We start from the raw sequence: 17,653 nt of genomic DNA, 5'->3' as shown, positions 1-17,653 counted from the left end.
CGTTTCGCCAGTGCAGGGGTTCGCCTCGGCGCCGGGCGTGCTTAAGTTAAGTACCTTTACTTGATGCGTCAAGGGGTCACGGCGATATGCATGAGAATGGTCCGATGAGCAGCAGCGACGGCGGCGCGGAACAGCCCTGGAACCGGCAGCGACTGCGCAGCACCAACGAGCGGCTCCTGCTGGAGCGGCTGCGGACCGGCGGTGTCGCCTCCCGCGCCCAACTCGCCCGCGAGACCGGGCTGTCCAAGCCGACGGTCTCCAGCGCCCTCGCCTTCCTCGAACTGGCGGGCCTGGTCCGCGAAGCCGGACTGCACACTCCCGAACGCGGCCGCGTCGCCGTGCTCTACGCCCCCGACGCCTCGGCCGGCTACGCGCTCGGCATCGACATCGGCCGTGCCTGGCTGCGGGTCGCGCTCGCCGACCTCGACGGAACGGTCGTCGCCCGCGCCGACGTCCGCAACCGCGCCCGCACCTCCGCCGCGATGGCCGACCTCGTGGTCGCCACCTCCCACCAGGTCGTCGCCGACTCAGGCGTCGCCCCCGCCAAGGTCGCGCACGCGGTCGTCGGCACACCCGGCGTGTACGACGAGGCGCAGCGCCGGGTCCGCTACGCGCAGCACCTGCCCGGCTGGGGCCGGGCTGGCCTCTTCGACCGGATGCGGGACGAGCTCGGCGTGCCGCTGGCCGTCCACAACGACGCCAACCTGGCCGCGCTCGGCGAGTACACCTTCGGCGTCGGCGCGGGCAGCAGGCTCTTCGTCTACGTCATGATCGGCACCGGGCTGGGCATGGGCGTGGTCGCCGAGGGCCGGCTCTTCACCGGCGCGCACGGCGCCGCGGGCGAGATCGGCTACCTGCCGTGGGCGGGCCCCGGCCACCACAAGCCGGACACCCTGGAGGGCGCGGTCGCGGCCGACGCCGTCGTCCAGGCCGCCCGCGGGCTGGGCATGAGCGGCCCGCTGACCGCCAAGGACGTCTTCGAGGCGGCGCGGGCCGGGGATGTCGCGGCCGTGGCCGCCGTCCGCCAGGAGGGGGAACGGCTCGCGCACACGGTGGCGGCGGTGGCTGCGGTGCTCGACCCGGACCTGGTGGTCCTGGGCGGGGGCGTGGGGCACAGCGCGGATCTGCTGCTGAGCACCGTGCGGGAGACCCTGCGGGCGCTGACCCCGCTACGACCGAAGGTCGTGCCCAGCGCCCTCGGAGAGGACGCGGTGGTTCTCGGCGCCGTTGCCACGGCGCTGGGGACGGCGCGGGATGTGGTGTTCGAACAGCGGTCGGCGTCGTCCTAGAACGACGCCGACCGCGGCGGTTGTTACTTGACCACCGTCAAGGGCAGCAACTTCTTGCCGGTCGGGCCGATCTGGATGTCCAGGTCGAGCTGGGGGCAGACGCCGCAGTCGAAGCACGGGGTCCAGCGGCAGTCCTCGACCTCGGTCTCGTCCAGCGACTCCTGCCAGTCCTGCCAGAGCCAGTCCTTGTCGAGGCCCGAGTCCAGGTGGTCCCAGGGCAGGACCTCTTCCTCGGTGCGCTCGCGGGTGGTGTACCAGTCCAGGTCGACACCGGTTCCGGGGAGCGCCGTGTCGACGGCCCGCATCCAGCGGTCGTAGCTGAAGTGCTCGCGCCAGCCGTCGAAGCGGCCGCCGTCCTCGTACACCGCGCGGATGACCGCGCCGATCCGCCGGTCGCCACGGGAGAGCATGCCCTCGACGATGCCGGGCTTGCCGTCGTGGTAGCGGAAGCCGATGTTGCGGCCGTACTTCTTGTCGTTGCGGATGGCGTCCCGCAGCTTGGCGAGCCGGGCGTCCGTCTCCTCGACGCCGAGCTGCCCCGCCCACTGGAACGGGGTGTGCGGCTTGGGCACGAAACCGCCGATGGAGACCGTGCAGCGGATGTCGTTCTGCCCGGTGACCTCGCGGCCCTTCTGGATGACGTTGCGCGCCATGTCGGCGATCTGCAGGACGTCCTCGTCGGTCTCGGTGGGGAGGCCGACCATGAAGTACAGCTTCACCTGGCGCCAGCCGTTGCCGTACGCGGTGGCGACCGTACGGATCAGGTCCTCCTCCGAGACCATCTTGTTGATGACCTTGCGGATGCGCTCGCTGCCGCCCTCGGGGGCGAACGTGAGGCCGGACCGGCGCCCGTTACGGGTCAGCTCGTTGGCGAGGTCGATGTTGAACGCGTCGACACGGGTGGAGGGTAGCGACAGGCCGACCTTGTCCTCCGTGTAGCGGTCCGCGAGGCCCTTGGCGATCTCACCGATCTCGCTGTGGTCGGCGGAGGAGAGCGAGAGCAGGCCGACCTCTTCGAAGCCGGTGGCCTTGAGGCCCTTCTCGACCATCTCGCCGATACCGGTGATGCTTCGCTCCCGCACGGGGCGCGTGATCATGCCGGCCTGGCAGAAACGGCAGCCGCGGGTGCAGCCGCGGAAGATCTCGACGGACATGCGCTCGTGGACGGTCTCCGCGAGCGGGACCAGCGGCTGCTTCGGGTAGGGCCACTCGTCGAGGTCCATGACGGTGTGCTTGGAGACCCGCCACGGCACGCCCGAGCGGTTGGGGACGACGCGGGAGATCCGGCCGTCCTCCAGGTACTCGACGTCGTAGAACTTCGGGACGTACACCCCGCCGGTCTTCGCGAGCCGGAAGAGCACCTCGTCACGGCCACCGGGCCGGCCCTCGGCCTTCCAGGCCCGGATGATCTCGGTCATCGCCAGGACGGCCTGCTCGCCGTCGCCGATCACCGCGGCGTCGATGAACTCCGCGATCGGCTCGGGGTTGAAGGCCGCGTGGCCGCCCGCGAGCACGATCGGATCGTCGAGGGTGCGGTCGGCGGCGTTGAGGGGGATGCCGGCGAGGTCGAGCGCGGTGAGCATGTTGGTGTAGCCGAGCTCGGTCGAGAAGCTCAGGCCGAACACGTCGAACGCCTTGACCGGACGGTGCGCGTCGACCGTGAACTGCGGGACCTGGTGCTCGCGCATCAGGGCCTCCAGGTCGGGCCACACGCTGTACGTGCGCTCGGCGAGGACGCCTTCCTGCTCGTTGAGCACCTCGTAAAGGATCATGACGCCCTGGTTGGGCAGACCGACCTCGTACGCGTCCGGGTACATCAGCGCCCAGCGCACATCGCAGGAGTCCCAGTCCTTGACGGTGGAGTTCAGCTCGCCACCGACGTACTGGATGGGCTTCTGGACGTGCGGGAGAAGCGCTTCCAGACGGGGGAAGACCGACTCGACAGGCATCAGAGATGTCTTTCATCAGCGGGCAGGGGGTGACCCTCAAGACTAGCGTGCCCGAGGAGCCAACCCCACCGGCCGGGATTCGCACGCGATCACGGCCGGAAGTCGGCCTCCCGCCAGCGCTCGGGGAGCTGCTCCTCCACCTCGGTCGCGCGGTCCCGTTCCAGCTGGCTGAGCGCCCCGTACGGGAAGGCGCTCTCACCTGCCGCGACGGCCTCCTGCGCCAGCCGCGCTATCGCGACCCGGCACATCACGCTGTCCTGGTGCTCGCCGAGCAGCTGCTGCACGGACTTCATGCGGGCGGTGTGCTCCTTCGCCGTAGAGCCGAGCAGGGGGCGGGCGGCCTCGGCGCAGTAGCGGGCGCGTTTGGCCGCCTTGCGGGCCTCGTGCAGCGCCACGTCCCGCGCCTGGCCGCGTTCGACGGCCATGGCGGCCTCGACCAGCTTCCGCAGCCGGCGGTGGTCACGGCGTACGGCCTTCTGCACCGCGGGCGTCGCGGGCGCCTTCGCGCCCTCCAGGTACGGCGGGTCCGCGAGCAGCCCCTCGAACGTGTCCAGCACCTGGAAGTAGTGGGCGCCGCCGAGCACCCGCAGCACGGCGGCGTGCGTCTCGCCGTGCGCCCCGGTGCGTTCCGCGAAGAGCCGGTTGCGGAGCGTTACGTCGACCAGCGTCGGATCGAGCTCCGTGAGCCGCGCCTCCAGCCGCTCGGCCAGCACCTCCCGGTCGCGTTCCATGCCGAGTACCGTGCCGAGCCACTTCAGCTCCTCGCCGACCGGATCGGTCACCGTCCGGTCCAGTTCCCGGCGGAAGGTCTTCAGCGCGCTGCGCGCCCGCCGGGCCGCGACCCGCATCTGGTGCACGGCGTCGGGCTCGGTCCGCCGGACCTCGGGGTCCAGTGCGATCAGGGCCCGCAGCTGCTCGTGCAGATAGGCCAGCGCCGCGTCCCCGGCGGTGAGGATCTCGGCGGGCGGTCCGGGCGGTGCGGTCGCGGTCGCGGCCGTCAGCCGGTCGCCGAGCGCGTGGGCGAGCTTGGAGGGCGAGTCCGACCGGTGCAGTCCAGCGGCGGCCAGCCGCTGTTCGACGGCGTCCAGCAGTGCGGGCTTTCCGCCGACGAGTTCGACCTCGAACTCGGTCCAGGTGATCGCCACGGCCTTGTTCGCCGGGCCGGCTCCCAGCAGCTGGGCGGTGACGTGATCGTGCGCGATCTCCGCCAGCGGCTCCCCCGCCGCGTCGAGCAGATGCTGCCGCTCGCGGTGGTTCTTGAGCCGCACGACGGGGATCAGCCGCCGGCCCCGGGTGTGCACGGCCACCTCGGCGGCCAGATCTTTCGGAACGGTGCGGGTCGCGCGGCCGAGCGGGGCGTGCACCTCGGTGCGGGTGTCGGCCTCGGTGGTCGGCAGTTTCAGATGCCAGCCGGCGTCGTCCCCGCCCGTACGGCGGCGCAGGGTGATCCTGCGGGCCGCGAGGCGCAGGTCCTCGGTGTCGAAGTAGACGGCGTCCAGTTCCGCCGGGTCCAGGTCACAGCTGCCTGAGACCTTGGGCAGCCCGCTGAGATCGGGCTGCTCGAACCGGCCGTCCGCTTCGTATTTGCGCTCGGTCTCCCGCACACGCTTGCCCATGAAGGGAACGTAGTGGCGGGTTCCGCTGCGGGCAATGGGGCGTACCACCCACCGGCCGGATCATTCCGGCCGGTGGACGGTGCTCAGGCCGACATGGGGCGCTGCATCCGGACCGCCTGCAGCAGCCCGATGGCGATCCAGATCGCGAACATCGACGAACCGCCGTACGAGACGAAGGGCAGCGGCAGGCCGGCGACCGGCATGATGCCGAGCGTCATCCCGATGTTCTCGAACGCCTGGAACGCGAACCAGGCGACGATGCCGGCCGCGACGATGGTGCCGTACAGGTCGGTGGCGCTGCGGGCGATCGCGCAGGCCCGCCAGACGATCAGCCCGAGCAGGACGATGATCGCGGCGGCCCCCACGAAGCCGAGTTCCTCGCCGGCGACGGTGAAGACGAAGTCGGTCTGCTGCTCGGGCACGAACTGGCCGGTGGTCTGGCTGCCGTGGAAGAGGCCCTTGCCGAACAGGCCGCCCGAGCCGATCGCGATGAGCGCCTGGTGGGTGTTGTAGCCGACGCCCGCCGGGTCCAGGGCGGGGTTGGCGAACGCCGCGAACCGGTCGACCTGGTACTTGTCGAGCACGCCGAGCTGCCAGATCAACCCGGCGCCCACCGCGCCGGCCGTGATCAGGCCCAGTACCCAGCGGTTGGAGGCGCCGGAGGCGAGCAGCACCCCGAGGATGATCACCGCCATCACCATCACCGAGCCGAGGTCCGGCATCAGCATGATGATCGCTATGGGCAGCGCGGCCCAGATCAGGGACTGCAGGACGGTGCGGTGGTCGGGGTGCACGCGGTCGCCCGCGTCCACCCGCGCCGACAGCAGCATCGCCATGGTCAGGATGATGGTGAGCTTGACGAACTCGGACGGCTGGAGCGAGAAGCCGCCGCCGATCACGATCCACGAGTGCGCGCCGTTGATCGTGGTGCCCAGCGGGCTGAGCACGGACAGGATCAGCAGCACCGAGATCACGTAGAGCACCGGCACGGCGCCGCGCAGCCGGCGGTGTCCCAGCGCCACGACCCCCGCGCCGAGGCCCAGGCCGATGCCGGTGTTCATGAGATGGCGCAGCAGGAAGTAGTACTGGTCGCCATGGGTGAGGTTGGTGCGCCCGCGGGTCGCCGAGTAGACCAGCAGCGTGCCGATCGCGGACAGCGCGAGCGCGGAGCCCAGCAGGACCCAGTCCATCCGGCGCAGTATCGAGTCGCGGGCGAGCAGCTTGCCCAGCGTGCTGCGTTCCGGGGTGAAGCGGCGGATCGTGTAGCCGCCCGCGGTCATGAGACGTACCTCCGGCCCAGCAGGAGCTTGTCGTCGCGGCCGGGGGCGAGCGCGGCGAGCAGCGGGCCGCCGGCGGGCGCGGAGGGCGCGCCGGACGACGGGGCGAAGGTGGTGACGGCGGACGCGGGCTGAACGACGGACCCGTCGTCGCTGAACTTCGGCAGCTTCGTCTCGGGGGTCGGCAGCAGCGCCTTCTTGCTGTCGATCGAGCCGTTGGCCTGGATGCCGTACATCGCCTCGTAGATCTTGCGGACCGCGGGGCCGGAGCCGCCGGAGCCGGTGCCGCCCTGAGAGATCGTCATGACGATCGCGTAGTCCTTGGTGTACGTCGTCAGCCAGGACGTCGTCTGCTTGCCGTCGACCTCGGCGGTACCGGTCTTGGCGTGCAGCTGGATCTTGTCCTGCGGCCAACCACCGAAGCGCCAGGCGGCGGTACCGCTGGTCACGACGCCCGCGGTGGCCTGGTTGATGTACTTCAGGGTCTCCGCGGTGTCCGGCAGTTTGCCGGTGGCCTTGGGCGCGATGGGCTTGACCGTCTTGCCGTCGGCGCTGACGATCGCCTTCCCTATGGTCGGCTGGTAGAGCGTGCCGCCGTTGGCGAGGGCCGAGTAGATCCGCGCCATCTGGACCGGGGTGACGAGGGTGTCGCCCTGGCCGATCGCGAAGTTGACCGAGTCACCGGCGCGCATCACATTGCCGTCCACGCAGTTCTCGCGGGCGATCTTGGTCGCGTAGTCCTGCTTGTTGGTCTTCCCCTCCCGGCACCAGTAGTCCACGTTGGCCTCGTAGTAGGCCTGCTTCCACTGGCGGTCGGGGACGCGGCCCTTGACCTCGCCCGGCAGGTCGATGCCGGTCTTGGCGCCGAGGCCGAACTGGTGGGCGGTCTTGTAGAAGAAGTCCTTGGGGTTCTTGGGCTTGACGCCGCCGTCCGCGAGCCACTGGTTGTACGAGAGGCCGTAGAAGACGGTGTCGCAGGAGATCTCCAGCGCCTTGCCGAGGTTGATCGAGCCGAAGCTCTCGCCCTCGAAGTTCTTGAACACGCGGCCGCCGATGGTCATCGACGAGGTGCAGGGGTAGGCGCCGTCGAGCGGGTACCCGGCGTTGACGGCCGCCGACGTCGAGATCACCTTGAAGGTCGAGCCGGGCGCCGACAGACCCTGGATGGCCCGGTTCAGCAGCGGGTAGTTGGATTCCTTACCGGTCAGCTGCTTGTAGTCGGCCGGCGAGATGCCGCCGACCCACGCGTTCGGGTCGTACGTCGGGGCGCTGGCCATCGCCACGACCTGGCCGGTGTGCACGTCCATGACCGTGACCGCGCCCGAGTCGGCCTTGTAGTTGGTGCCGGTGACCGTGTCGAAGGTCTTGCGGGCCTCCGTCATCGCCGCGAGCAGCTCCTTCTCTGCGACGGCCTGGACGCGTGAGTCGATGCTGGTCACCAGGTTGGCGCCGGCTTCGGCGGGAGTGTCGCCCGCCTTGCCGATCACCCGGCCGAGGTTGTCCACCTCGTACCGGGTCACACCCGCGGTACCGCGCAGCGCCGCGTCGTACTGGCGCTCCAGCCCGGAGCGGCCGACCTGGTCGGAGCGGAGCAGCGGGGTGCCGTTCTTCTGCGAGGCGGTGATCTCGTCGTCCGTGACGGGTGAGAGGTACCCGAGCACCTGGGCGGCGTTGGCCTTGAACGGCGCCGGGTAGCGGCGCACCGCGGTCGGCTCGGCGGTCACGCCGGGGAAGTCCTCGCGGCGCTCCATGATCTGCAGCGCCTGCTGGGTGGTGGCCTTGTCGGTGATCGGGATCGGCTGGTAGGGCGATCCGTTCCAGCAGGGCTGGGGGGTCTTGGAGTCGCAGAGCCGGACCTTGGCGACGACGTCGCCGGGCGGCATGGCGAGCACCGCGGCGAGCCGGGTGAGGACGGCCTTGCCGTCGTCCTTCTGCTTGAGCAGCTCGGTGCGGCTGGCGGAGACCACCAGCCGGGTCTCGTTGTCGGCGATGGGCACGCCGCGCGCGTCCAGGATCGCACCGCGGACCGCGGGGGTGACGACCTGCTGGATGTGGTTGCTGGCGGCCTTCTCGGTGTACTCGTCACCGTTGCGGATCTGCAGGTACCACAAGCGTCCGCCGAGGGTGAGCAGCAGCGAGAAGACCAGGATCTGCAGGATGACCAGGCGGATCGTGACGCGGGAGGTGCGGCCGGTCTCGGGAATGTTAGACATCGGCGCGCAGCGCCTTCCTCGGCGGGGTGGTGGCGGTGGGCCGCGCCGCGGCGGCGGCCGGGAGACGGTGGGCGTTCACAGCCTGCGGCCCCCCTTGGCGATGCCGACGCGGCCGCCGCGGCCGACCCGGCTGAACAGGCCGACGCGCTGGCTGCCGATCCGGCTTCCGATCCGGCCGCCGTAACCGCCCGCAGCGTCCTCGGCGAGCGGATCGCTGTCGAAGCGTCTGGCCAGCGCCATGACGAGCGGGACGATGAACGGCGCCAGCAGCAGGTCGTAGACGGCAGCGGTGAAGATCAGCTTGGCCAGGCCCACGTGGGCACCGGCGGTGTCGCCGACCAGGGAGCCGACGCCCGCGTAGAGCAGGGTGCCGCCGATCGCCGCCGCGACGACGACGAGCATCGGCATGGCGGCGGTCCGCAGCTGCCCGGTCTCGGGCTTGGCGAGGCCGGCCAGGTAGCCGATGACACACAGCACGAGCGCGTACCGGCCCACGGCGTGGTCGGCGGGCGGTGCCAGGTCGGCGAGCATGCCGGCGCCGAAGCCGACCAGGCAGCCGCCGACGTGGCCGTAGGTCAGCGCGAGGCCGAGCACGGTGAGCAGCAGCAGGTCCGGTACGGCGCCCGGCAGGTGCAGCCGGGCCAGCACGCTGACCTGGACGACCATCGCGACGAGGACCAGGACGGTGGAGAGCAGGATCCGGTTGAGTCGCATGGTCAGCTCCTGGTGGTGCTGGAGGGCGCACCGGAGGGGGTGGTGCCCGGCTTCCGCGCCGGCGGGGCGACCTTGGCCGCGGCGGGCGAAGGCGTGGGCTTGGGCGGCAGCACGCTGTCGCGGGGGTCGGTGCGCGGGCCCTCGACGACGACGCCGACGATGTCGAGCCGGGAGAAGCCGACGTACGGCTCGACCTGGACCGTACGGGTCAGGCTGCCCGCGGACGGGTCGATCGCGACGACCTTGCCGACCGGGACGCCGGGGACGAACGGTTTGCCCGCCTGGGAGCCGAAGGTGACCAGCCGGTCGCCCTTGTTCACCTTGGCCTTGCCGTTGAGCAGTTGGACGCGCATCGGCCGGTCGCCCTGGCCGGTCGCGAAGCCCAGCTCCATCGAGCCCTCCATCCGGGTCCCGACGGTGAAGTCCGGGTCGTTGGCGAGCAGCACGGTGGCGGTGGACGGACCGACGGTGGTGACCCGTCCGACCAGGCCGTCGCCGTTGATGACGGTCTGGTCGCGGAGGATTCCGTCAGCGCTTCCGGCGTCGATGGTGACCGTCCAGGAGAATCCCTGGGCGGCTCCTATGGCGATGATCTGGGCGCCCTTGACGGCGTACTGGCCGGCTCCCGCGGTCTTCAGGAGCTGGTCCAGTTCATGCGCCCTGTTGCGGGTGATGTCCTTGCTGCCGAGCTGCTGCTTGAGCTCCGCGTTCTCGCGCTCCAGGCGGCTGATCGTGCTGTGCCGGTCGCCGGAGTCGCGCACCGCGGAGATCGCGTTGCCGACCGGGTCGACAGCGGACGCCACGCCCTTCTCGACCGGTCCGAAGGCCCGGGCCGCAGCCTGTCGGGGGCCGTCCATCGGTGACTGTTCGCCACCGCGGATGTCCACGGTGATCAGCGCGAACGCGATCGCGATCAACAGCACCAGCAGAAGCCGGCTCTCTCGTGTGTCCCTCACGGGCGCCAGTCCGTGCCTTCCTCGAACGGACCGGTCGGCTGCGGTCCCCGGCCGGTCGAAGTGTGTGACGCAGTGAGAACGATCCCGCGGGCAGGCGGGCAGTCACCCGCACGCAGGACCCTACGAACTCATCTGCGCGGCTGGGCGTCCAGAACCTGCTGCAACGCCTCGAACTCCTCGACGCACTTGCCGGCGCCGAGCGCCACGCAGTCCAGCGGGGATTCCGCGATGTGGATCGGCATTCCGGTCTCGTGCCGCAGTCGCTCGTCCAGCCCGCGGAGCATCGCTCCACCGCCGGCCAGCACGATGCCACGGTCCATGATGTCGCCGGAGAGCTCGGGCGGGCACTTGTCGAGCGTGGTCTTGACCGCGTCGACGATCGCGTTGACCGGTTCCTCGATGGCCTTGCGAACCTCGGCGGCCGAGATCACCACGGTCTTGGGCAGGCCGCTGACCAGGTCACGGCCCCGGATCTCGGTGTGCTCGTCCTTCTCCAGCTTCGGGTCGAACGCCGACCCGATGGTGAGCTTGATCTGCTCCGCGCTGCGTTCGCCGAGCAGGAGGCTGTACTCCTTCTTGATGTGCTGGATGATCGAACTGTCCAGCTCGTCGCCGGCGACCCGGATGGACTGCGCGGTGACGATGCCGCCGAGCGAGATCACGGCGACCTCGGTGGTGCCGCCGCCGATGTCGACCACCATGTTGCCGGTGGCCTCGTGGACCGGGAGCCCGGCGCCGATCGCGGCCGCCATCGGCTCCTCGATGATGTGCACCTGGCGGGCGCCGGCCTGGGTGGTGGCCTCGATGACGGCGCGTCGCTCGACCCCGGTGATACCGGAGGGCACGCAGACGACGACGCGGGGGCGGGCCAGGTAGCGACGCTTGTGGATCTTGAGGATGAAGTAGCGGAGCATCCGCTCGGTGATCTCGAAGTCGGCGATGACGCCGTCCTTCAGCGGGCGGACCGCGACGATGTTTCCCGGGGTGCGGCCGATCATCTTCTTGGCCTCGGCGCCGACCGCCAGGATGCCGCCGGTGTTCGTGTTGATGGCGACGACCGAGGGCTCGTTGAGGACGATCCCGCGACCCCTGACGTACACCAGCGTGTTGGCAGTCCCGAGGTCGACAGCCATGTCACGGCCGATGAACGACATGTTGTTCGCCATGTGGATACGTCTGGCCTTCCCGAGCTTGAGCGGAGATTCCATCGTAGTCGCGCCCCACGGGGCACGGGGTCGGGGTTCCGACGTCATTGTCATCAGAACACACAGCGTCCGCTGGTAATGGTGACGCCGTGTCGGAGAGATTGGTTCCCGATAATGCGCTGCATATGCCAGAGGCGACCGAATTTCCCCGGTCGCCTCTGAGCTGATCGGTCGTCAGCCAGTTGGCCGTCACCGCAGGTCAAAGTGGGTGCCGCCGGTTGGGGCGTACACCCGGAAGCGGGACGGCCGGCCGATTGTTCAGACCAGGCCGGGGAAGAACAGCTTGATCTCACGCTCGGCGGACTCCGGAGAGTCCGAGGCGTGGATGAGGTTCTCGCGCACGATGGTGCCGAAATCCCCCCGGATGGAGCCGGGGGCGGCGGCGATCGGGTCGGTCGGGCCGGCCAGCGCCCGTACGCCCTCGACGACGCGCTCGCCCTCGACGACCAGCGCGACGGCCGGACCCGAGGCCATGAACTCCATCAGCGGCTCGTAGAACGGGCGGCCGACGTGCTCGGCGTAGTGCTGCTCCAGGGTGCCGAGATCGAGCGTGCGCAGTTCGAGGGCGCCGATCGTCCAGCCTGCCTTGCGCTCGATCCGGCCGATGATCTCGCCGATCAGGCCGCGGCGGACGGCGTCCGGCTTGAGAAGGACAAGGGTGCGCTGGCTCACGGTACGGCTCCTACTGACGGTGACGGGTATGACGACATTACAAGGCGTGGTCAGGCCACCTGCGCCGAGTGCCTCGCCTTGGCCTCGTCGATCTTCCGGCCGTAGTGGATCGAGGCCCACCACAGGGCCGCGAAGACCACGCCCAGGAAGTACATCGTCCCCACCCAGTAGCCGCTCACGACCAGGGCGATCTGCAGTGCCCAGCCGACCGCGAGGGCGCCGGGGCGGGACAGCATGCCGCACAGCAGCACGCACAGCACCATGCCGGCGGCGCACACCGCCCACACCGTGCCGGCCGTCAGATCGTCCTGCTTCATCGCGACGAGACCGGCGAAACCGATCACGAAGAACTCACCGATCAGAGTGCTCGCGCACAAGGTCCGCATCGTGCCGCCTCACTTCCGGCCCAGCAGCAGCCGGGCCTCTCCCACGGTGAACACCGAACCGGTGACCAGCACGCCCGCCCCGGAGTACGCGCCCTCGTCCTCGGCGAGGGTGATCGCGGCCTCGATGGCGTCGTCCAGCCGCGCCTCGACCTGCACGCGGTCGTCGCCGAAGACCTCGACGGCCAGCGCGGCCAGCGCGTCCACGTCCATCGCCCGGCTGGTCGAGTTCCGGGTCACCACGACCTCCGCGAGGACCGGCTCGAACGCCTCCAGCAGCCCGCGGACGTCCTTCTCGGCGCTCGGACCGACGACGCCCACCAGATGGGTGAAGTCGAAGACCTCACTGACCGCGGCAGCCGTCGCCCGCGCGCCGGCCGGGTTGTGCGCGGCGTCCAGGACGACGGTCGGGCTGCGCCGGATGATCTCCAGGCGGCCGGGCGAGGTCACGGACGCGAAGGCGCCGCGGATGGTGTCGATGTCGAGCGAGCCCACCCGGGTGGTGCCGATGCCGAAGAACGCCTCGACCGCCGCCAGCGCGACCGCCGCGTTCTGCGCCTGGTGCTCGCCGTGCAGCGGCAGGAAGATCTGCTCGTACTCGCCGCCGAGCCCGCGCAGCGTCAGCAACTGGCCGCCGACCGCGATCTCGCGGTGCACGACCCCGAACTCCATGCCCTCGCGGGCCACCGTCGCGTCGACCTCGACGGCATGCTTGAGCAGCACGGTCGCGGCGTCGGCGGGCTGCTGGGACAGCACGACGGCCGCGTCCTTCTTGATGATCCCGGACTTCTCCACGGCGATCTCGCCGGGCGTCGCGCCGAGCCGGTCGGTGTGGTCGAGCGCGATCGGGGTGACGACGGCGACCGAGCCGTCGACCACGTTGGTGGCGTCCCAGCTGCCGCCCATGCCGACCTCGACGACCGCGACATCGACCGGAGCGTCGGCGAAGGCCGCGTAGGCCATCGCGGTGAGCACCTCGAAGAATGACAGCCGGTGCGGCTGCGCGTTGTCCGTCAGCTCGATGTACGGCTGGATGTCGCGGTACGTCTCGATGAACTTCTCGGCGCTGATCGGCTGCCCGTCCAGGCTGATCCGCTCGGTCATCGCCTGCACGTGCGGGCTGGTGTAGCGGCCGGTGCGCAGGTGGAAGCCGAGCAGCAGCTGCTCGATCATGCGGGCGGTGCTGGTCTTGCCGTTGGTCCCGGTGATGTGGATGGCCGGGTAGGTGCGCTGCGGCTCGCCCAGGATGTCCATGAGCGCGGTCATCCGGTCGAGCGACGGCTCCAGCTTCGTCTCGGGCCAGCGGCCGGTCAGCTCCCCCTCGATCTCGCGCAGCTCGCGCTCGGTCTCGGGGTCCTTGGGCCGGTCGGGTACGCCGTCGTCCGGCGTGAGCGGGACGGGCGTGCGCAGGGTACGGCTGCCTGCCTCGATCACCGCCATGTCGGCTTCCCGGACGGGCCCGCCGTCGGGGGCGTCGTCGTCCGGAGTCTCGTCGAACAGGTTTGCTGCCGCGTCGTCGTTCTGGGGGTGCTCGCTCACGCCGCCAGTCTACGGAGCCGGTGGGGGTCCACATGCCCGGGTGAGCGAGCGGCGGACCGCGCGTCCCCCACAACGCGACGGACGCGGGGCCGGTCCGTGGGAACGGGCCGGCCCCGTGTCCAGGAGGTCACGGTGGTGCCGCTGGTCAGCCCTGCGGCAGACCGGCCAGCTGGGCGGTGATGCGGGCGATGTCCGCCTCCGCCGTCGCCAGCCGGGTCCTGAGCTTGGCCACGACGGGCTCGGGCGCCTTGGCGAGGAACGCCTCGTTGCCGAGCTTGCCCAGCGCCTGCGCCTTCTCCTTCTCGGCCAGCCCGATGTCCTTGGTCAGCCGCTTGCGCTCGGCCTCGACGTCGATCGTGCCGGACAGGTCCATCGCGATGGTGCCGCCGGCGACCGGGAGGGTCGCGGTGGCGCTGAAGTCGTCACCGGCCGGCTGCAGGCGCAGCAGCTGGCGGATGGGCGCCTCGTGGGCCGCCAGGGCGCCCGGCAGGGTGAGCTGCGCGGGAACCTTCTGGCCGGGCTGCAGGCCCTGGTCGGCGCGGAACCGGCGGACCTCGGTGACCACCTGCTGAACGCCGGCGATCTCCTTCTCGGCCGCCGCGTCCCGGAAGCCGCTGTCCTTCGGCCAGTCGGCGATGACGACCGACTCGGCGCCGGTGAGCGTGGTCCACAGCGTCTCGGTGACGAACGGGACCACCGGGTGCAGCAGGCGCAGCAGCACGTCCAGCACCTCGCCGAGCACCCGGCCGGAGACCTCGGCGCCGCGGCCGCCCGCGAAGAAGGTGGTCTTCGACAGCTCGACGTACCAGTCGAAGACCTCGTCCCACGCGAAGTGGTAGAGCGCCTCGGAGAGCTTGGAGAACTGGTAGTCCTCGTAGAGCGCGTCGACTTCGGCGACGACCGTGTTGAGCCGGGACAGCACCCAGCGGTCGGTGGCCGACATCTCCTCGACGGGCGGGAGTTCACCCTCGACCGTCGCGCCGTTCATGAGCGCGAAGCGCGTCGCGTTCCAGATCTTGTTGGTGAACTTGCCGGAGGCCTGGACCCAGTCCTCGCCGATCGGCACGTCAACACCGGGATTGGCGCCGCGGGCCAGGGTGAAGCGGACGGCGTCGGAGCCGTACTTGTCCATCCATTCCAGCGGGTTGACCGCGTTGCCGAAGGACTTCGACATCTTCTTGCCGAACTGGTCGCGGACCATGCCGTGCAGGGCGATGGTGTGGAACGGCGGGGTGCCGTCCATCGCGTACAGGCCGAACATCATCATCCGGGCGACCCAGAAGAAGAGGATGTCGTACCCGGTGACCAGCACCGAGTTGGGATAGAACTTCTCCAGCGACTCGGTCTGCTCGGGCCAGCCCAGCGTGGAGAACGGCCACAGGCCCGACGAGAACCACGTGTCGAGCACGTCGGTGTCCTGCGTCCAGCCCTCACCGCTCGGCGGCCGCTCGTCCGGTCCGACGCAGACGACCTCGCCGGCCGGGCCGTACCAGACCGGGATGCGGTGGCCCCACCAGAGCTGCCGCGAGATGCACCAGTCGTGGAGGTTGTCGACCCAGCTGAAGTAGCGGGACTCCATCTCCTTGGGGTGGATCTTCACCCGGCCGTCGCGGACCGCGTCACCGGCCGCCTGGGCCAGCGGGCCGACCTTGACCCACCACTGCAGCGACAGCCGCGGCTCGATGGTGGTCTTGCAGCGCGAGCAGTGCCCGACGGAGTGCGAGTACGGACGCTTCTCGGCGACGATCCGGCCCTCGGCGCGCAGTGCGCCGACGATGGCGCTGCGCGCCTCGAGCCGGTCCAGGCCCTCGAACGGGCCGGGGACGGTGATGATCGCCCGCTCGTTCATGACGCTGAGGTTCGGCAGGTCGTGCCGGCGGCCGATCTCGAAGTCGTTCGGGTCGTGCGCCGGGGTCACCTTGACGGCGCCGGTGCCGAACTCCGGGTCCACGTGCTCGTCCGCGACGATCGGGATGCGGCGGCCGGTGAGCGGCAGCTCGATCTCGGTGCCGACCAGGTGCGCGTACCGCTCGTCGTCCGGGTGGACGGCGACTGCGGTGTCACCGAGCATCGTCTCGGCGCGGGTCGTCGCGACGACGATGGCGTTGTCGCCCTCGCCGTAGCGGATCGAGACGAGCTCGCCGTCGTCGTCCTGGTACTCCACCTCGATGTCCGAGATGGCGGTCAGACAGCGCGGGCACCAGTTGATGATGCGCTCGGCGCGGTAGATCAGCTCGTCGTCGTAGAGCTTCTTGAAGATGGTCTGGACGGACTGCGACAGGCCCTCGTCCATGGTGAAGCGCTCGCGCGACCAGTCGACGCCGTCGCCGAGGCGGCGCATCTGGCCGGAGATCTGGCCGCCGGACTCGTCCTTCCACTGCCAGACCTTCTCGACGAAAGCCTCGCGGCCGAGGTCGTGGCGGGACTTGCCCTCCTTGGCCAGCTCGCGCTCGACGACGTTCTGGGTGGCGATGCCCGCGTGGTCCATGCCGGGCTGCCACAGCGTCTCGTACCCCTGCATCCGCTTGCGGCGGGTCAGGGAGTCGATGATCGTGTGCTCGAAGGCGTGGCCCAGGTGCAGGCTGCCCGTCACGTTCGGCGGCGGGATGACGATCGTGTACGGCGGCTTGTCGCTCTTGGCGTCGGCCTCGAAGTACCCACGTTCCACCCAGCGCTCGTACAGCTTCCCCTCTACCTCGGCCGGCACGTACTGGGTCGGCAGTTCGGGGGTGCTGTTCGGCCCGCCATGGGGGCTGCGCTGAGAGTTGTCGGTCACGCGGTCATTCTACGGGCGCCCCGCACCGCTCGTTACGAAGCCGTAGCGGGCCCGGCGTAAGCGGCGGGTAAGACATCCGGAAGGATGGGCGCACGGTCGTTTACGGAGGGGACGAGTCACATGAGCTACAACCAACCGCCGCCCGATCCCGGTTACGGCGGGCAGCCGAACCCTTACGGGCAGCAGCCGCAGCAGCCCGGTGGGTACGGCCAGCCCCAGCAGGGCGGCTACGGGCAGCAGCCCCAGCAGCCCGGGTACGGCTACCCGGCCCAGGTCCCCCCGCAGCCCGGCCCGTACGGACAGCAGCCGCAGCAGGGCTACGGCGGCGGCTACCCGTCGCAGCCGCCGGCCGGCAAGAAGAACACGGCGTGGATCGTCGTCGCCGCCGTGGTCGTCGTCGCCGCGATCGGTGGGGGCGTCTTCGCCCTCGTCGGCAGCGGAAGCGACAAGGACAAGGACAAGGGCACCGTCAGCAGCAGTGGCGGCAACAGTGGTGGCAGCAACGGCAGCGGCAGCGACGACGGCAAGAAGTACAAGCTGACCGCTCCGCAGACCGTTGCCGGCGAATTCCAGCTCAAGGACCCGCTGGACGACGACAGCAAGACCGAGATGAAGGCCGTGCCCGGGGTCGCCAACCCGGAGCCGGCGGGCGGCAGTTATGAGACCAGCACCAAGAAGAAGATGCTGTTCAGGGGCGTGTGGGGCACGGTCGCCAATCCCGAGTTGGAGGTGGACGCGCTCTTCGTCGGCGGCACCAAGGACATCACGAAGGACGGCGACGCCGAACTCGTCGGGACCCCGCAGAAGGTCACGCCCGAGGGGCTCGACGGCGGAGCCGTCATGAAGTGCCAGATCGTCAGGTTCAAGGCGCCCTCCAGCAGCACCTCTCCGGTGAAGAGCGCGGACGTGCCGCTGTGCATCTGGTCCGACAAGAGCACCGTGGCCATGGTCATGGTGGTCGACCCGATCGCCGCGCTCGCCGGCAGCGGCCCCAGCATCAGCGACGGCGCGGCCACCACCGCCAAGGTGCGCAAGGACGCCCGCGTCGAGATCAAGTAGTCGGG

13 protein-coding genes are annotated in these 17,653 nt (G+C 70.3%); 2 read left to right on the top strand and 11 right to left on the bottom strand.

Annotated elements, in window-relative coordinates; all coding sequences use genetic code 11:
* Window positions 1-104: 104 nt before the first annotated feature.
* Window positions 105-1,289 (top strand): ROK family transcriptional regulator, encoded by a 1,185-nt coding sequence (locus AC07DC_RS13085; protein WP_478914439.1) that lies wholly within the window; start codon window positions 105-107, stop codon window positions 1,287-1,289.
* Window positions 1,290-1,312: 23 nt separating this feature from the next.
* Here AC07DC_RS13085 and AC07DC_RS13080 read toward each other — a convergent pair whose 3' ends face one another.
* The 11 genes from AC07DC_RS13080 to AC07DC_RS13030 all read right to left on the bottom strand — a co-directional run bounded on the left by AC07DC_RS13080 (window position 1,313) and on the right by AC07DC_RS13030 (window position 16,589).
* Window positions 1,313-3,238 (bottom strand): TIGR03960 family B12-binding radical SAM protein, encoded by a 1,926-nt coding sequence (locus tag AC07DC_RS13080; RefSeq protein ID WP_478914438.1) that lies wholly within the window; start codon window positions 3,236-3,238, stop codon window positions 1,313-1,315.
* 89 nt (window positions 3,239-3,327) lie between these two features.
* On the bottom strand, window positions 3,328-4,854 hold the full coding sequence (locus AC07DC_RS13075; protein WP_478914437.1) for a CYTH and CHAD domain-containing protein: 1,527 nt from the start codon (window positions 4,852-4,854) through the stop codon (window positions 3,328-3,330).
* An 83-nt stretch (window positions 4,855-4,937) separates the two neighbouring features.
* Window positions 4,938-6,134, bottom strand: a complete 1,197-nt coding sequence (rodA, locus tag AC07DC_RS13070) for a rod shape-determining protein RodA (RefSeq protein WP_478914436.1) — start codon at window positions 6,132-6,134, stop codon at window positions 4,938-4,940.
* Entirely contained in the window at window positions 6,131-8,344 is a 2,214-nt protein-coding gene (gene mrdA, locus AC07DC_RS13065) for a penicillin-binding protein 2 (RefSeq protein ID WP_478914435.1), read from the bottom strand. The genes rodA and mrdA overlap by 4 nt, the downstream gene beginning before the upstream one ends.
* Before the next feature lie 75 nt (window positions 8,345-8,419).
* The gene (mreD, locus tag AC07DC_RS13060; RefSeq protein WP_478914434.1) at window positions 8,420-9,058 is read right to left on the bottom strand and encodes a rod shape-determining protein MreD; all 639 of its coding nucleotides are present in this window, start codon (window positions 9,056-9,058) and stop codon (window positions 8,420-8,422) included.
* Window positions 9,059-9,060: 2 nt separating this feature from the next.
* Entirely contained in the window at window positions 9,061-10,014 is a 954-nt protein-coding gene (gene mreC / locus AC07DC_RS13055) for a rod shape-determining protein MreC (protein ID WP_478914433.1), read from the bottom strand.
* A 128-nt stretch (window positions 10,015-10,142) separates the two neighbouring features.
* Window positions 10,143-11,168, bottom strand: coding sequence for a rod shape-determining protein (locus tag AC07DC_RS13050; RefSeq protein ID WP_250980162.1), 1,026 nt, complete (start codon window positions 11,166-11,168; stop codon window positions 10,143-10,145).
* A 309-nt stretch (window positions 11,169-11,477) separates the two neighbouring features.
* Window positions 11,478-11,891, bottom strand: coding sequence for a nucleoside-diphosphate kinase (ndk, locus tag AC07DC_RS13045; RefSeq protein WP_478914432.1), 414 nt, complete (start codon window positions 11,889-11,891; stop codon window positions 11,478-11,480).
* 50 nt (window positions 11,892-11,941) lie between these two features.
* The gene (locus AC07DC_RS13040; protein ID WP_478914431.1) at window positions 11,942-12,277 is read right to left on the bottom strand and encodes a DUF4233 domain-containing protein; all 336 of its coding nucleotides are present in this window, start codon (window positions 12,275-12,277) and stop codon (window positions 11,942-11,944) included.
* Between the two features lie 9 nt (window positions 12,278-12,286).
* Window positions 12,287-13,774, bottom strand: coding sequence for a bifunctional tetrahydrofolate synthase/dihydrofolate synthase (gene folC, locus AC07DC_RS13035; RefSeq protein ID WP_478914636.1), 1,488 nt, complete (start codon window positions 13,772-13,774; stop codon window positions 12,287-12,289).
* 184 nt (window positions 13,775-13,958) lie between these two features.
* Window positions 13,959-16,589 carry a valine--tRNA ligase gene (locus AC07DC_RS13030; protein ID WP_478914430.1) on the bottom strand — a complete coding sequence of 877 codons (2,631 nt, stop codon included), beginning with the start codon at window positions 16,587-16,589 and terminating at the stop codon, window positions 13,959-13,961.
* A gap of 120 nt (window positions 16,590-16,709) precedes the next feature.
* Here AC07DC_RS13030 and AC07DC_RS13025 point away from each other — a divergent pair, with 120 nt between their 5' ends.
* Window positions 16,710-17,648, top strand: a complete 939-nt coding sequence (locus AC07DC_RS13025; RefSeq protein ID WP_478914429.1) for a hypothetical protein — start codon at window positions 16,710-16,712, stop codon at window positions 17,646-17,648.
* Window positions 17,649-17,653 lie beyond the last annotated feature (5 nt).

This window comes from Streptomyces sp. NPDC045021 (genome assembly GCF_056432645.1).
The sequence above is the reverse complement of the archived record's forward strand: the minus strand, read 5'-3'. Positions and strand labels throughout refer to the sequence as shown.

Coding starts and splice junctions, on each gene's coding strand:
- AC07DC_RS13085 (WP_478914439.1), top strand. CDS start 105: ATGAGCAGCAGCGACGGCGGCGCGGAACAGCCCTGGAACCGGCAGCGA.
- AC07DC_RS13080 (WP_478914438.1), bottom strand. CDS start 3,238: ATGCCTGTCGAGTCGGTCTTCCCCCGTCTGGAAGCGCTTCTCCCGCAC.
- AC07DC_RS13075 (WP_478914437.1), bottom strand. CDS start 4,854: ATGGGCAAGCGTGTGCGGGAGACCGAGCGCAAATACGAAGCGGACGGC.
- rodA (WP_478914436.1), bottom strand. CDS start 6,134: ATGACCGCGGGCGGCTACACGATCCGCCGCTTCACCCCGGAACGCAGC.
- mrdA (WP_478914435.1), bottom strand. CDS start 8,344: ATGTCTAACATTCCCGAGACCGGCCGCACCTCCCGCGTCACGATCCGC.
- mreD (WP_478914434.1), bottom strand. CDS start 9,058: ATGCGACTCAACCGGATCCTGCTCTCCACCGTCCTGGTCCTCGTCGCG.
- AC07DC_RS13050 (WP_250980162.1), bottom strand. CDS start 11,168: ATGTCGTTCATCGGCCGTGACATGGCTGTCGACCTCGGGACTGCCAAC.
- AC07DC_RS13040 (WP_478914431.1), bottom strand. CDS start 12,277: ATGCGGACCTTGTGCGCGAGCACTCTGATCGGTGAGTTCTTCGTGATC.
- AC07DC_RS13025 (WP_478914429.1), top strand. CDS start 16,710: ATGAGCTACAACCAACCGCCGCCCGATCCCGGTTACGGCGGGCAGCCG.